The organism is Paenibacillus sp. S-38 (assembly GCF_049942825.1).
Lineage (GTDB): Bacteria > Bacillota > Bacilli > Paenibacillales > NBRC-103111 > Paenibacillus_G.
The window spans coordinates 1248767-1262877 of record NZ_CP187970.1 but is presented as its reverse complement, the minus strand read 5'-3'; the positions used below and the strand labels follow the sequence as shown (position 1 = coordinate 1262877).

Annotated in this window: 14 protein-coding genes, 1 pseudogene and 1 other annotated feature; of the genes and pseudogenes, 8 read left to right on the top strand and 7 right to left on the bottom strand. The window is 59.8% G+C overall.

Annotated features, from left to right (window positions below; all coding sequences use genetic code 11):
• Positions 1 to 2: 2 nt before the first annotated feature.
• Complete coding sequence (locus tag ACP26L_RS06015) at positions 3 to 299, bottom strand: hypothetical protein (RefSeq protein WP_426451631.1); 297 nt, start codon at positions 297 to 299, stop codon at positions 3 to 5.
• 102 nt (positions 300 to 401) lie between these two features.
• Between ACP26L_RS06015 and ACP26L_RS06010 the strand changes: the two genes are divergently transcribed.
• A complete protein-coding gene (locus tag ACP26L_RS06010; RefSeq protein ID WP_426451630.1) occupies positions 402 to 1385 on the top strand; it encodes a metal-dependent hydrolase in 984 nt (327 codons plus the stop codon).
• 203 nt (positions 1386 to 1588) lie between these two features.
• On the opposite strand, the gene ACP26L_RS06005 is transcribed toward ACP26L_RS06010, so the two are convergent.
• The gene (locus ACP26L_RS06005; protein ID WP_269868893.1) at positions 1589 to 1813 is read right to left on the bottom strand and encodes an alpha/beta-type small acid-soluble spore protein; all 225 of its coding nucleotides are present in this window, start codon (positions 1811 to 1813) and stop codon (positions 1589 to 1591) included.
• A 148-nt stretch (positions 1814 to 1961) separates the two neighbouring features.
• Here ACP26L_RS06005 and ACP26L_RS06000 point away from each other — a divergent pair, with 148 nt between their 5' ends.
• Entirely contained in the window at positions 1962 to 2141 is a 180-nt protein-coding gene (locus ACP26L_RS06000) for a DUF5325 family protein (protein WP_426451629.1), read from the top strand.
• Positions 2142 to 3359: 1218 nt separating this feature from the next.
• On the opposite strand, the gene trpS is transcribed toward ACP26L_RS06000, so the two are convergent.
• Entirely contained in the window at positions 3360 to 4349 is a 990-nt protein-coding gene (gene trpS, locus ACP26L_RS05995) for a tryptophan--tRNA ligase (protein ID WP_426451628.1), read from the bottom strand.
• A 52-nt stretch (positions 4350 to 4401) separates the two neighbouring features.
• Positions 4402 to 4702: a binding site (T-box leader), on the bottom strand.
• A 123-nt stretch (positions 4703 to 4825) separates the two neighbouring features.
• Here trpS and ACP26L_RS05990 point away from each other — a divergent pair.
• The 5 genes from ACP26L_RS05990 to ACP26L_RS05970 all read left to right on the top strand — a co-directional run bounded on the left by ACP26L_RS05990 (position 4826) and on the right by ACP26L_RS05970 (position 9989).
• Entirely contained in the window at positions 4826 to 6061 is a 1236-nt protein-coding gene (locus ACP26L_RS05990) for a permease (protein ID WP_426451627.1), read from the top strand.
• Between the two features lie 107 nt (positions 6062 to 6168).
• Positions 6169 to 7167: a TIGR03943 family putative permease subunit gene (locus ACP26L_RS05985; protein WP_426451626.1), complete on the top strand. Its 999-nt coding sequence runs from the start codon at positions 6169 to 6171 to the stop codon at positions 7165 to 7167.
• Positions 7168 to 7254: 87 nt separating this feature from the next.
• A complete protein-coding gene (locus ACP26L_RS05980) occupies positions 7255 to 8208 on the top strand; it encodes an aldose 1-epimerase (protein ID WP_426451625.1) in 954 nt (317 codons plus the stop codon).
• 203 nt (positions 8209 to 8411) lie between these two features.
• On the top strand, positions 8412 to 9599 hold the full coding sequence (locus ACP26L_RS05975) for a CapA family protein (protein WP_426451624.1): 1188 nt from the start codon (positions 8412 to 8414) through the stop codon (positions 9597 to 9599).
• Positions 9600 to 9836: 237 nt separating this feature from the next.
• Positions 9837 to 9989 carry a hypothetical protein gene (locus ACP26L_RS05970; protein WP_426451623.1) on the top strand — a complete coding sequence of 51 codons (153 nt, stop codon included), beginning with the start codon at positions 9837 to 9839 and terminating at the stop codon, positions 9987 to 9989.
• Here ACP26L_RS05970 and ACP26L_RS05965 read toward each other — a convergent pair.
• Positions 9979 to 10470: a hypothetical protein gene (locus ACP26L_RS05965; RefSeq protein WP_426451622.1), complete on the bottom strand. Its 492-nt coding sequence runs from the start codon at positions 10468 to 10470 to the stop codon at positions 9979 to 9981. The two genes, ACP26L_RS05970 and ACP26L_RS05965, sit on opposite strands and share 11 nt — an antisense overlap.
• A gap of 96 nt (positions 10471 to 10566) precedes the next feature.
• On the opposite strand from ACP26L_RS05965, the gene ACP26L_RS05960 reads away from it, so the two are divergent.
• Positions 10567 to 10794, top strand: a complete 228-nt coding sequence (locus ACP26L_RS05960) for an alpha/beta-type small acid-soluble spore protein (RefSeq protein ID WP_269868902.1) — start codon at positions 10567 to 10569, stop codon at positions 10792 to 10794.
• Between the two features lie 460 nt (positions 10795 to 11254).
• Here the strand turns inward: ACP26L_RS05960 and ACP26L_RS05955 are convergent.
• The 3 genes and pseudogenes from ACP26L_RS05955 to ACP26L_RS05945 all read right to left on the bottom strand — a co-directional run.
• Positions 11255 to 11635, bottom strand: a pseudogene (locus ACP26L_RS05955) (KGG domain-containing protein); the annotation flags it as partial.
• A 155-nt stretch (positions 11636 to 11790) separates the two neighbouring features.
• Positions 11791 to 12186 carry a VOC family protein gene (locus tag ACP26L_RS05950; protein WP_426451621.1) on the bottom strand — a complete coding sequence of 132 codons (396 nt, stop codon included), beginning with the start codon at positions 12184 to 12186 and terminating at the stop codon, positions 11791 to 11793.
• Positions 12187 to 12274: 88 nt separating this feature from the next.
• Positions 12275 to 14071: a M3 family oligoendopeptidase gene (locus ACP26L_RS05945; RefSeq protein ID WP_426451620.1), complete on the bottom strand. Its 1797-nt coding sequence runs from the start codon at positions 14069 to 14071 to the stop codon at positions 12275 to 12277.
• Positions 14072 to 14111: the final 40 nt, after the last annotated feature.

The following is a 14111-nucleotide window of genomic DNA, read 5'->3' as shown; positions in this document are numbered from 1 at the left end:
GACTATTTTACTTTTTGGAACGCCCAGATCCGGATCTTCGCAATTCCGCCTTCTACGAAAGAGGGCAGCTCCCTCCACGGCTGCGGCAGGTCCCCCTCCGGACTTCCCCCCTCCCGTGCGGCCTTGAACTCCTCCACCTCGGTGCCGGCAAGTCCCCGCCACACTTCCACGAACAGGTTCGGCTGGCCCTCCCCTTCATAGACCTCCACCCGGGCGTCCTCCTGCAGCTTCCCCGCCCAAGCGAGATACCCCTCCCGGCGAGCCTCCGCGATTTTGTACTCGACGAACACCATGCTCATCTTTTGGGCCCCTTCCGCTTTATTTTAATGAAGAAAATGATACACTATTGGTAATGAAGTGCAATACAATAGGGAAAAACGATCCGTTGGGGAGGAAGGTCCATGGACACTGGAACGCATCTGGTCATCGGATTCGGCCTCGCGGGGCTCGCTTACATCGACCCTGTCGTTGCGGCAGACCCGGCCGTCTCCACGGCCGTACTGTTCGGTACGGTGGCGGGCTCCCAGGCCCCGGATGCGGACACGCTGCTGAGGCTGCGGGGGAACGCGGTCTATGTCCGGAACCACCGCGGCCTATCGCATTCCCTTCCGGCGCTCGCGCTGTGGACGCTGCTGATTGCGGGTATACTCCGCCTCTCCTTCGGCGAGCTGCCGATGCTACACGTCACCGCATGGGTGTTCGGGGCCGTCGCCTTTCACGTGTTTACCGATCTCTTCAATACGTACGGCACGCAGGCCCTTAGGCCGATTTCGGAGCGGTGGGTCTCGTGGAATATCATCCATATCTTCGACCCGTTCATCTTCTTATCCCATGTGCTTGCCATCTTCCTGTGGTCGCTGAAGCTGGCGCGTCCCGAGATGCTCTTTCCCCTTCTGTATGCGGTGATCGGCTTCTATTACCTCTGGAGGTCCTGGCTTCATCACCACCTGGAGAAGAACCTGTACCAGAAGGACATCGGCTATGAGCCCGGCGACCGGTATACGCTGATCCCTACGGTCCACCCCTATCACTGGCAGATCGTGAAGCGTAAGGAGCTCGGGGGGTACGAGCTCGGTGAATACCGGAACGGCACGATCAAATGGGTCGACCGGATCCACTGCCAGGCCCACCCTGCCGTTGATGCGTCAAAGAACCATCCGAATGTCCAGGCCCTGCTCTATTTCTCCTCGTATGCCTGTGCGGAAGTCAGGGAGAAGCCCTGGGGATATGAGGTGGTCTGGACGGATGTCCGGTACCGCCACCGGAAGAACTACCCGTTCGTTGCCGTACTGCTCATGGATCATGCATATCATCCGCTCGACTCTTATGTGGGATGGGTGAGTGAAACGAATCTCGGCAAGAAGCTCCGGGCCGGCGTCTATTGATGTTTCCGGCTCCAGGCGAATCCCCGTGTGGTATAATGGGACGGCCGCAGCCTTTTTAAACGGTATGCTTCCGCTCTATTTCCAGGCGAATGGATGAGGGAACGATGTGCCTCGCGTGGTATACTCTCTATACATTCAAAAAAGCTCAAGGATTTCTCCTTGAGCTTCTATTGATGAATCTCGCCGATCCCGGTTACCCGAGATTAACGTTGACCGCCGGCAAGAGCTTGCTCAGCGATTTGGACCAGACGGCGTGTGATGTGACCACCGATTGCACCAGTGTCGCGAGTAGCCATGTAGCCATAGTATCCGTCTTGCGGGATTTGAATCCCAAGCTCTTGAGCGACCTCATACTTCAATTGATCCAATGCTTGAGAAGCTTGTGGTACTACCAAAACGTTGCTACTACGGGATTGACCTGCACCCATGTTCCAGCACTCCTTTCAATTGAATGATGTCTTTGATGTAGTTGCAAGCTTGCAAAGTTATTATGTGCCCCATGCCCGGAACTATACGCAACTTTTGAAAAAACTTCGTGAGTTTCAAATGTTACTCGGAAAGGCGGGTGGATACCGCATGAACAAAGGACTTGCCCTGCTGTGGGCCGTCATCGGCACGGCTCTTCTCGCAGCGATCTCGTATGGCATGGCCACAGGCAGCACGGGGATGGCCGTTCTCTTCTCTGTCATCTCGTTCTTCTTCATCGGGGCCGGCTTCATCGTCAAGGCCAAGCAGCGCAAACGCAGCGGCCAGTAGGAGTTTGGTGGACAAGCCTTCGGGTTTGCAGGAACAAAGGGAGAGACGGAATGCCCTGACCCAGTGTTTAGGCCGGTACCTCCGGAGCTGAAGGGGCGGGTCGTGCGGAGGCCATGATACCGCAGGAGGCCATGGTGTTACTGAGGGCGGAATGTAGGCCTCGGTACGAAGGGCGGAATGTGGCTTCGGTACCAAGGGCGGAATGTGGACTTCGGTACCAAGGGCGGAATGTGGGCTTCGGTACGAAGGGCGGAATGTGGACCTCGGTACCAAGGACGGAATGTGGACTTCGGTACCAAGGGCGGAATGCAGGCTTCGGTACGAAGGGCGCATGTAGACTTCGATACGAAGGGGGAATGGAGTCTGTGTGAGCATGCTAGTCTCTTCATCGCCCCGTACCAGCACAAAATGCCCGTCCACATAGGTGGACAGGCGGCTGCGCTTCTTGAGACATGCTTATACTCAGAACACATTCCCTCACCTGGGGGGCAAAAAAGAAATAACGGAACTCAGATTCGTTATGTACTCTCTTCAGAGGGCTCATTCTTCAAATAGAGGAACTGAAGTTCGCTATTTGTAGAAATGAGGCAGCTTTTCACTGAATGCAGTACAGATAAGATATCTGAGTTCCGCTATTTTCCGGGAAATGAAGGGAAATATCTCGATAAGCTATCCTAGTTCCGTTATTTCGATTTCTGAGGAATCGTCTGCAGAATTCACTGAATATGCGCAGCGGCAGAAGCCATGGCCCTCTGTTCGGCGCCAGCATGTTCAAATGGGCTCGATCTCCTGGCTGATTGGGAGTTCCCCGTGCCGGTTTACCCCGGTGCCACCTAGTAAGGCAGCCCATTACTGCACTCTGCTGCGTTCGAGCCCGATTTGTTTACCGGCAGCCGTGCGTACAACAAGCAGGCTTACTTTATTGATCAAGTGCAAGTGCTGCACGCACGCTCAAAATCATGCCGGTATCCCCAGCGCTTCACATCAAGCGCCAGTCTGGTGCTGCTCATCGGCGCTCAAGTCAAGCTTCGATGCTTAGCGTTAGGCGCCCTCACCTAAAGCTCGGTCACGATAGGACGCCAAGCCGCCCGCATCATGTCAAGCTCACTCCCTCATGCGTGTGCCGTTTGACGCACGCTTCCTTCATCACGCCTTACGGCGCAGCAGGAAAGCCCGTCCATGACCGTGGACGGGCTTTTCTGTTGACGTACCCCCGCCCTACAGCTGAACGAAGCCCATCTTCTGCTTCACTTCGCGGATCGTAGCTTCGGCAGCCGCCTCGGCGCGGTCCCGGCCGCTGCGCAGGATATCATACAGCTCGCCGGACTCGCGGATCTCGCGGTACCGCTGCTGAATCGGCTCGAGCAGGCCGACGACGGCTTCCGCCAGGTCTTTTTTGAACGGACCGTAGCCTTGGCCCTCGTACTTCGCTTCGACCTCCGCAATGGAGAGATCGGTGCACTGCGTATAGATCGAGATCAGGTTGCTGACCTCCGGCTTGTTCTGCGGGTCGAACTTCACCTCACGCCCCGAGTCGGTCACCGCGCGCGAGATCTTCTTGCGGATGACATCCGGCGCGTCGAGCAGGGCAATGTAACTGCCCGCGTTCGGGTTACTCTTGCTCATCTTCTTCGACGCATCGTCGAGCGACATGATCCGGGCCCCTACCTCAGGGATGTAGCCCTGCGGGATCTTGAACGTCTCGCCGAAGCGCGTATTGAACCGGTGCGCCAGGTCGCGGGTCAGCTCGAGATGCTGGCGCTGGTCCTCGCCCACAGGCACGAGGTCCCCGTTGTAGAGCAGGATGTCCCCGGCCATCAAAGACGGGTAGGTGAACAATCCGGCGCCCACCGACTCCTTGCCTTCCGACTTGTCCTTGAACTGCGTCATCCGCTCGAGCTCACCCATGTAGGTGAGCGTCGTCAGGAGCCATCCCAGCTCCGCATGGGCCTTCACGCTGGACTGCAGGAACACGGTAGCCGCGTTCGGATCGATGCCCGCCGCGAGGTAGACCGCCGCAACGGACTCCGTCTGCTCCTTAAGGGCCGCAGGATCCTGGGGCACGGTGATCGCGTGCAAATCCACCACCATAAAATAACAGTCATGCGTATGCTGGAGCTTGACATAGTTCTTGAGCGCCCCGATATAATTCCCGAGCGTCAGCTGCCCGCTGGGCTGCATCCCCGACAATACCCTCAATTTGGACATGGGAAACGAATCCTCCTTTGAATTTCCGGCAAATACAAAAAGGCCTCCCGCCGCAAGGGACGAGAGACCGTGGTGCCACCCTAATTTATCCGCAAAAGCGTATCCCAATCACTGCAGCTGCAGCAAGAGGACGTAATGCGAACCTTCAGGCTCCTGTAACGGGGAGCGAACCGGAAGCGGCCTACCTTGATCACAGCGGCACTTGAAACTATGGCCTGGGCCCCGGCCCCGCTGCGCACCTTCAACCGTCAGCTCAAGGATCCATTCAGACAGATGCCGCCCGCCGGTTCGCACCACCCACCGGCTCTCTGGAGAACGCCCTTCCGCTTACTTGTTCCTGTCATCGCTTATTAAGCGTCATTGTACCGAAGCGGGCCCCCGGCTGTCAACTCCCGAATTGGCTTTCCTTTGTCCTATATCCGTTTTTTGGGACATAGACTATAATAATAATTACGATAAAGAAGGAGAAATGACCGTTGCCTATTCTCATTCAACGATGGCTGACCCATATTCTGGCCCTGCTCTGCATCATGATGCTCTTCCTCATCTTCACGCAGCGGGAAGCGCCGGACTTGTCCTTCCTGACGGGGGACACCCTTGGAAATTTCAAAACCCTGTTCATCTCCATCATCCTGGAGGCCCTGCCGTTCGTGCTGCTCGGCGTGTTCGTCGCCGCCCTGCTGCAGCGCTTCGTCTCCGAGGCGGCCGTACGCCGCTTCACGCCGAAGAACCCCGTGCTCGGCATCCTGTTCGCCTGCGTGCTCGGGCTGATCTTCCCGCTGTGCGAGTGCGGCATGATCCCCGTGATCCGCCGGCTTATGCAGAAGGGAATGCCCGCCTATGTGGCGGTCGTCTTCATCCTCGCCGGGCCCATCATCAACCCGGTCGTCTACGCTTCGACATACATGGCGTTCCGCAGCCGGCCGGAGATCGCGTACTCCCGGATGGGGATGGCCTTCATCACGGCGGTCGCCGTCGGGCTTCTCGTGTACCGCTTCGTGAAGCGGAACCCGCTCCGTTCGCCGTCCGGGACAGCCACCGGCTCCGGCTCTTCCGCCGCTCAAGTAAACGCCGGCCCCGACGTGCACGCCCACTGCGAGGACGGCAGCTGCGGCCATGCGCATCACGATCACCGGCACAGCCACGGAGAGCATCACAGTCATGCCGGTCTCGACCACCGGCACAGCCACAGAGAGCACCGCAGTCATGTCGGTCTCGACCACCGGCACAGCCATGGAGAGCATCACCGTCATGGGCATCATCACCATCACCACGATCATGCAGAGGCTGCCTCCGGAAGCAGGGTCATGCGCATCCTCTCCGTTTTCGGGCATGCCTCCGACGAGTTTTTCGATATGGGCAAATATCTCATCTTCGGCGCCTTCCTGACAGCCGCGATCCAGACGGTGCTGGACCGGGAGAGCCTCGTGTCGATCGGACAGGGAGAACTGTCCTCCCACCTCTTCATGATGGGGCTCGCGTTCGTACTGTCGCTGTGCTCCACCTCCGACGCCTTCGTCGCCTCGTCCTTCGCCACGACGTTCTCGGCCGGTTCTCTGCTCACCTTCCTCGTATTCGGACCGATGATCGACATGAAAAGCACATTGATGCTCCTATCCGCCTTCCGGGCCCGGTTCGTCCTGCTTCTGTCCGTCCTGACAGCCGTCATCGTTCTCACGGTCTCGTTGGCCTTCCAGACCTTCATCCTGTAACCAACGGCGGCCCTTCTGCCTGCTTCGAACCGGCAGCTTTCTCGGCAGCCTGAGAGCAGCCGGGGCATCCAAGGCCTCATACCATACCAAAGGAGCGATGATCCCTCATGACTTCCCGAACGCTTGGCCTTCACCATCTGCTGAAGACCCTGATTCTCCTGGGCTTCGCCGTCTATATCGCTTATCTGGTAAGGAGCGAGCTCGTTCTCCTCTACATCGCTCCCCGGATGGTCGATTACGTGAAGTGGTCGGCCTTGGTCCTCTACGCTGTAGCGGCCTATCAGCTCTATCTCGCGATCCGGATGCTCCAGGGGAACTCCAAGGCCGCTGATTGCGATTGTGACCATGACCATGCGCCCTCCCGCTCCCTGCTCAAGAATACGCTCGTGTACGGGCTGTTCGCTCTGCCGCTGGCGCTGGGTTTTCTGCTGCCCGATGCCTCCATGGGCAGCTCTCTGGCCGACAAGAAAGGCATGAACCTCAGCAGCGCCAGCGCCGTCAAGGAGAGCCGCACGGAGGCACGGGCGGACCGCGACGCCTCCCAGGATCCAACCCCGGGGCTGGAAGCCGAACCGATGCCGGACTCCGGAACGGCTTCAGGTACACCGGGAGGCGGAAGTTCCGCAGGTCGAGCTCCAGCCGGGGGCACAGGGGATGCCTTGGATGCCCTCTTCCCTGCCGACAAGTTCACGGAGCATTACGCCAAACAGGCGAAGGAGCTGTACAACCAGAAGCTGATCACGATCCGCGAGGATCTCTACATGGAAACACTGACCACCCTGGACCTCTATCTGGACCAATTTGTCGGCAAAAAGCTGCAGCTCACGGGCTTCGTCTACCGGCAGGACGAGATGAGCCCGAAGCAGTTCGTCGTCGGCCGCTTCTCGATCCAGTGCTGCTCCGCCGATGCCGCCCCGTTCGGCGTTCTCGCCGAGTACACCAAGGCCGAGACGCTCGCGGCGGACAGCTGGGTCACCGTGACGGGAACGATCCGCAAGACGAAGTTCAGCGACATGGAGATTATGCAGCTGCAGGTGGAGAAAGTGGCCAAAGCCGAGCCCGCCAAAACCCCATACGTGTACCCGAATGCTGAATTTGGAAACTGACCTGGGCTTTGGCTCTTGGGCATCATCTGCTACAATAGGAACCGGACCGCCCGAAAGCGTCCATCATCTTCACTGAAGGAGTTCATCATGATTAACCGAATCGACTGGGAAGGCACACCGGCCTATGAAATGGAGAACGACCAGCTCATTGTCCGAATCTGCCCGGCCCTTGGAAGCAACGTATACAGCATTTGGGATAAAAGGCTCGGCCGCGAAATCCTGCGGGCTCCCTCGGGACCGCAAGAGCTCGCGGACGCGCCCGTGCAGTACGGCACCCCGATCCTCATGCCGCCAAACCGGATTCGCGGCGCACGCTTTACCTTTGAGGGCCGCGAGTACCAGTTTGACGTCACGAACAGCCACGGCCATCACGTCCACGGGATGCTGCGGAACCAGGCCTGGACCGTGACCGCTACGGGGCACCGGGAAGATACCACTTACATCACATGCGTGCTCCGGCTCGCCGAAGACGAGAACGTGCAGCGGCAGTACCCGCACGCCCTGGAGCTTGAGCTGACCTGCGAGCTGAAGGGCGGCGTGCTCCGCCACTTCCTGCGGGCCGTGAACCGCGGGGATGTGACCGCACCGTTCGGCTACGGGCTGCACACCTGGTTCCGGCTGGACGGCGAGCCGGAGAACTGGAAGCTGCAGCTGCCCTCCAGCGGGATCTGGAGGCTGGACGGGACGAAGGTGCCCACCGGTGAGATCATCCCCCTGGGAGAAGTCTACACGCCTCTGCTGCGGGGCGATACACTCGATGGGTACGACATGGACACCGTCTTCCAGATCGGAGATTACCCCCGCCTCGCCGTTCTCTGCCGAAAGGGCGTCGAGCTGCGTTACAGCGCCTCCGATGCCTTCAAGCAGTGGGTCGTATTCACGAAAGGGGAAGCCTGCGACTTCATCTGCCTCGAGCCTTATACCTGGGTGACGAACGCCCCGAATATTACCGGACAACCGGCGGAAGTCACCGGCCTGCGCGGCATCGCACCGGGTGAGGAACTTACGCTGGAGGTCAGGCTGGAAGTCGTGCATACCTGACCGTCCCTCACGAGCACGGCCCGCCCTGCCCCCGAACCCTTGCTTCAAGACGGTTCGGGGGCTTTTTGCGTCTGCGGTCCCGCAGCCCGTTTCCGTAGCCTACCCAATATTTTCCATACCCCTAGGGCCCGTAATATTTTCCCTGCAAGCGGTACATAGTAGTTATTGGTTTTTTTTGATCACGGCAGAGAGGCGGGTCATCCATGACACTAGCCAAACGGCGGCGCCCCCTTCGATGCTGCGGCATGCTTGCGGCCCTGCTCCTTCTGGTCTCCGGCTGCAGCGATACCGAGCCCGCGGTGCTTCAAGGCAGTCCTGCGCCCCATTCCGGCGAAAGCCCCGCCCTTCCCCCAGCAGGGCCGCCAATCCCGGCAGGCCGCCTGGTGACCCTGGCGGCTGTCGGAGATGTGCTCATCCACCGCTCGCTGTATGAGGACGCGCGGAAGGGCGGCAGCTTCGACTTCAAGCCGATGCTGGAGGCGGTGAAGGAGGAGCTCGGGGCAGCCGATATCGCTGTGGCCAATCAGGAGAGTGTGACAGGCAGTACGGCCCTCGGCCTCTCCGACTACCCTTCCTTCAACTCCCCTCAGGAAGCGGCGGATGCACTGAAGGAAGCCGGGATCGACGTCGTGACGATGGCCAACAACCACGCCCTCGACCGCGGGGAGAAGGCACTCCGCTCGGCCATCCGGCACTGGCGTGAGCTGGGCGTCGAATATGCGGGAGTCAGCGAGTCCGAAGCAGACCGGTCTCGCCTGCGCCTCGTGGAGAAGAACGGCCTGCGGCTGGCGTTCCTGGCCTATACCGAGGGCACCAATGGCATTGCGTCTCCGAAGGGCCGGGCTTATCTGGTGCACCGGCTGGAGGAGCGCCGCATGAAGCGTGAGATCGCCGAAGCCCGCCGGGCCGCCGATGCGGTCATCGTCTCGCTTCACTTCGGCCGGGAATATGAGAGCCTGCCTTCCCCCGGGCAGCGCAGGCTTGCCAGACTGGCCGCCGATGCGGGCGCCGACCTCATCCTCGGCCACCACCCGCACGTGCTGCAGCCGCCGGAGTGGATCGATAACCAGCGTGGGGGCCGCACGCTGGTCATCTATTCGCTCGGCAACTTCCTGGCGGCTCAGCGGCAGCCGGATCCCCGCACGCGGATCGGCGCCATCCTTCATGCGCAGCTTTGGCTGCCCGCCGCCGGAGCGAACGGCGTCCCGCCCGCCCTTCGGACCCGGAACGTCCGGCTGCAGACCACGTTCATCCGCTTCCACGGCTGGCGCGGCTTTCGTGTCGTGCCGCTGGCCGAAGCCGGGGAGTCGGATCTCCCGGAGGCCGGCCTTGTCCGCCGGAATCTGCAGGCGCACCTGCAGCGCTGGATGCCGGACCTCCTGGTACGCTGAGGAACGGCTTGTCCTGCAGTCCATGACATTTGACGAGAGAAACGGGCAAAAGCGAGGTATACCGCCCCCAAAAAAAGGCTGCAGCCTGAAAAACCGGCTGCAGCTCTTTTGTGCGAATCGATCTTATCTTCACAAGTCTCAGGAGTCCGGCATGACAAGCGCACAGACGGCGGCGGGAAGAGCGCACATACGATACATGGAACAACCAATGCCGGACCGGAAGGAGGTGGTTGTTCCATGAAGACACCCCGTATCTCCCGCCTGGAGGAAGTCATGTCCCTGCTCGGCGATAACAAAGACATGAAGCAGATGTTCAAGGATATGCAGAAGCTGCAGAAAGACGTAGAAGCTTTGAAGAAGCTGTCCGCTTCGTTCAAGATCAAATACTGACGCTGCGCTGCAGGAGCTCCTTCACCGTCTTCACCGTGTCCGCATAATACGGCCGGTAATCCAGCGCTTCGACGAAGCGGAGGAACTGCTCCGCGATCGCCCGGACCTGGGCCGCATACGGCCCCTTCGGAATCAGGTAGCGGTCCATCTCGCGCGGGGAACGGCCCTGCCGTTCCTCGAGCTCGGTCAGCTCGATGAGCCCCCCCTCCCGGTGCCTCGCCCGGAAGGAATACCCACGGCATTCCGGATCGCCGCACCCGCAGATGACGAAGGGGACCCGGTGCCACTCGGAGGCCTCGGCCCAGCGGTCGGGCTCCACATCCTCCAGGGCACTCAGCAGCAGTGCCGGGAGGCCCACATCGACACACATCGGTTCATCGATCAGCACTTCCCCGTCGATCTCCATCAGAACATCGGCATGTATGACCTGCAGGTCGGCATCGTGCCCCCAACCGCTGTACTTCAAAACAAACTCCGACAAGACGATCCCTCCCACTTGGACAGAATTACCAATTATGATCACGTGTATAATCACGGTTTTGTCACATACTACCTTACAAGAACGGAGGTGATTACGATGGGCGCAGGACAATCCCGCAGCAGCAACGTATTGGTCGTTCCTCAAGCTTCCCAAGCTCTGGACCAACTGAAATACGAAGTAGCTCAAGAGCTGGGCATCCAAATTCCTCAGGACGGTTACTATGGTTTCATGGCAACCCGCGATACTGGGGCAATCGGTGGCCATATCACACGTCGTCTGGTTCAAATCGCCGAGCAGCAGCTGGCCGGCAAATTCTCCAGATAATGCAATCTCCCGAATACTTAGCTCTTCAAAAAGGCGGTCCCGAGCGGGCCGTCTTTTTCTTTGCCGGTCCCGTCTATCGTCGCGTCTCTGGTCCCGTCTCCCGTACCGATCTCTTCTGTTCCCCCCATTATACCCGAATCCATTCCGATCCGAAAAGCGGAGAATACGCCGCGCCAAGATAAACGGCTTCGCCGTCCTTACGGACGAGGTGCGTTTATAAGTAATATAAGATGTCAGGGATCGAGCTCTGGCGAGGATATAAAATTCTTAGCTTTGCAGCAAAAAGCAGCCGGCCCCTTAGCGGACCGGCTGCTTTCCGAACATCTATATGAAATTAGCGGCTGCCGCCTTTACGGCCGGCTTCCTCACGGCTCATTTTTCCATCCTCTTCCTCATCGCCGTCACGGCTGCTGCCGCGCGCTTCGCCGCCCTTACGCCCGATCTCCTCGAAGTGCTCGCGGTCATGGGATTCGGCATTGGCTTCGCCGCCTTTACGGCCGATCTCTTGGTAGAATTCCTTGTCGTGGGATTCGGCTGTGGCTTCGCCGCCCTTACGGCCGATCTCCTGGTAGAATTCCTTGTCGTGGGATTCGGCTGTGGCTTCGCCGCCCTTACGGCCGATCTCTTCATAGAATTCTTTGCCATGGGACTCGGCTGTTGCTTCGCCGCCCTTACGGCCGATCTCCTGGAAGTGCTCGCGGTCATGAGACTCCGCGTTGGCTTCTCCGCCTTTACGGCCAATCTCCTGGAAGAACTCTTTATCCTGTTTGTTTGCGTTGGCCTCGCCACCCTTACGACCTGCTTCTTCACGGCTCATTTTCTCATCGTTGTTGCGTGCCATTCTACTCATCTCCTCTACATGGTTTTTATCTGTTTTGCTTTGTACTTTACTTGTACGCTCCTTATTTAAACGCTTGTCCGGGGCATGAAACATCTGGGTGGAACCCCAGATTCTTCCGTCTGCAAGAGCGCAGCCTCTGGTGTAACCCCTTCCATTCAGGCTCCCAGTTCCTCCGGATCGCAGTTCAGTTCGATGATATTCCGGTCGGGATCCATGACATAGATCTGGGGAAAGCCCGCCCGGGGACGCGGCCGTGCGTCATATGCCACGCCGCAGCGCTCCAGCCACTCGATGGTCCGGTAATAGCCGGCCACCCGGAGAGCGAAATGCCCGTCCCGGGAATGCATCCCGCCCTCCCTCAGCACCTCCCCCTCATGGACGATAAGATGCAGCTGCTGCCCTGCAGACCCGACGGCGAACCAGGCTCCTTCAAAATCAAACGGCGGCCGCTCCAGCTCCTCCAGCCCGAGCACGTCCCTGTAGAACGCTACCGCCGGCTCCAGCTTCCTGACATTGAGGCTGATGTGGTGAATGGTTTGAATGTCGAGCATTCGAATCCTCTCCTTGAGTGGTAGATAGGGTGACACAAAAGAAAGCCGGCCCAAGTCTTCCGGGCCGGCCTCCGCCATGCTTCTTGTGTTACAGCTGCTCTGTCAAACGCAGAAACTCCTCGACATCTCCGACCGTCATGGACATCGCCCCCTGCCAGAACTCCAGCCGGCGCAGGTCCACGCCCAGATGCTTCTGTGCAAGCTCTTCGACCGTCATGCGTCCCGTATCGCGGAGAAGCGCAACATACTGGTCCTCGAACGCTTCGCCGCGCTTCAGGGCTTCGGCGTAAAGGCCGGCGCTGAACATATAGCCGAAGGTGTACGGGAAGTTGTAGAACGGAACCTCGGTGATGTAGAAGTGCAGCTTCGACGCCCAGAAGTGCGGATGATACTCCTCCAGCACTCCACGGTACGCTTCACGCTGGGCTTCGGTCATGAGCTCGTTCAGCCGGTCCACGCTGACCAGTCCCCGGCTGCGCTCATCATAGAAGCGCGTCTCGAAGAGGAACCGGGCATGGATGTTCATGTAGAAGGCCACCGAGCGCTGGATCTTGTCCTCGATCAGCGTCAGGCGCTCCTCTTCGGACGCCGCCCCTTTGACCGCGGCATCGGAGACCACCATCTCGGCGAACGTGGAGGCGGTCTCCGCCACGTTCATCGCATACTCCTGGGCGAAGGCCGGCAGGTCGTTCATCACGTGCTGGTGGTAGCCGTGCCCAAGCTCATGGGCCAGCGTAGAGACGTTCGAGGCCGAGCCCGCGTACGTCATGAAGATGCGCGTCTCCTCCGCCACCGGGAACGAGGTGCAGAAGCCGCCGGGACGCTTGCCCGGGCGGTCTTCGGCCTCGATCCAGCCGTTCTCGAACGCCTTCACGGCAAAGTCGGCCATCTTCGGCGAGAAGCGGCGGAACTGGGAGACGATGAGCTCGGCCCCTGCGTCATAGGAGATCGTGCCGGTCCCCGATCCGACCGGGGCATCGACATCGAACCAGCTCAGCTTCGGAAGGCCGAGCAGCTTCGCCTTGCGCTCGAGGTAGCGGACGAAGACGTCCTTGCTGTCCTCGATGACCTTCCACATCGTATCCAGGGTCTCCTGAGACATCCGGTTGATGCTCAGCGGCTCCTTCAGGATGCCTTCCCAGCCCCGGCGCTCGTACAGCTTCAGCCGGAAGCCGCCGAGGTGGTTGAGCGCATCCGCGCAGTAGTCGGCATGCTTACTCCACTGCTCCTCCCACCGGCGGAAGACCTTCTCCCGCACCTCTCGCTGGGGACTATCCATCTTATTCGCCGCCTGGCCTGCGGACAGCTCGGTGACGACGCCGTTCTCCTCGTAGGGCACGCGGAACTTGCTCACCGTCGTATTATAGAGCTCGCCCCAGCCGTGGTAACCGTCGACGGCCAGCTCGTTCACCAGCGCCTCCTGCTCCGGAGGCAGCTTCTCGGCCGCCAGCTCCCGGCGCTCCTCGAGCGGATAGCGGATCTCCTGCAGCTCCGGCAGCGCCAGCAGCGCCTCCCAAGCTTCGTCCGGAATCCGGGTTAGGAGGTCGTCGAACCGCGTCAGGGCGGAGGCATAGGCTGCGCCAAGCGAGCGGACCTGGCCTCCAAGAATGACGGCGCGCTTGTCGTTCTGGTTTTCGGCCGCAAGGCACCCCGTGAAGGAGTCGGCCTCCCGGATCTGAAGCGAAGCCTTCTGCAGCAGGGCGATCAGCGGAAGCAGCGCAGACACCTCCGACGGCGAGGCAGGAGCCGGGGTGGAGCTCAGAAGCTCCTCGGCCTCGGCAATATGCTGGCGGAGCCCGTCCAGGAAGCGGCCGAACTCCTCAGAGGCGCTGCCTCCGGGAAAGAACCTCTCGAGGTTCCAGGTTTGCGGAAGCGGGGTTTTCATGGGGCTGCACGCACCTTTCCTAGGGTTATGTAGTAAGAGC

Coding starts and splice junctions, on each gene's coding strand:
- ACP26L_RS05975 (WP_426451624.1), top strand. CDS start 8,412: ATGACACTAGCCAAACGGCGGCGCCCCCTTCGATGCTGCGGCATGCTT.
- ACP26L_RS05980 (WP_426451625.1), top strand. CDS start 7,255: ATGATTAACCGAATCGACTGGGAAGGCACACCGGCCTATGAAATGGAG.
- ACP26L_RS06010 (WP_426451630.1), top strand. CDS start 402: ATGGACACTGGAACGCATCTGGTCATCGGATTCGGCCTCGCGGGGCTC.
- ACP26L_RS05985 (WP_426451626.1), top strand. CDS start 6,169: ATGACTTCCCGAACGCTTGGCCTTCACCATCTGCTGAAGACCCTGATT.
- ACP26L_RS05945 (WP_426451620.1), bottom strand. CDS start 14,071: ATGAAAACCCCGCTTCCGCAAACCTGGAACCTCGAGAGGTTCTTTCCC.
- ACP26L_RS06000 (WP_426451629.1), top strand. CDS start 1,962: ATGAACAAAGGACTTGCCCTGCTGTGGGCCGTCATCGGCACGGCTCTT.
- ACP26L_RS05960 (WP_269868902.1), top strand. CDS start 10,567: ATGGGCGCAGGACAATCCCGCAGCAGCAACGTATTGGTCGTTCCTCAA.
- ACP26L_RS06005 (WP_269868893.1), bottom strand. CDS start 1,813: ATGGGTGCAGGTCAATCCCGTAGTAGCAACGTTTTGGTAGTACCACAA.
- ACP26L_RS05970 (WP_426451623.1), top strand. CDS start 9,837: ATGAAGACACCCCGTATCTCCCGCCTGGAGGAAGTCATGTCCCTGCTC.
- trpS (WP_426451628.1), bottom strand. CDS start 4,349: ATGTCCAAATTGAGGGTATTGTCGGGGATGCAGCCCAGCGGGCAGCTG.
- ACP26L_RS05950 (WP_426451621.1), bottom strand. CDS start 12,186: ATGCTCGACATTCAAACCATTCACCACATCAGCCTCAATGTCAGGAAG.
- ACP26L_RS06015 (WP_426451631.1), bottom strand. CDS start 299: ATGAGCATGGTGTTCGTCGAGTACAAAATCGCGGAGGCTCGCCGGGAG.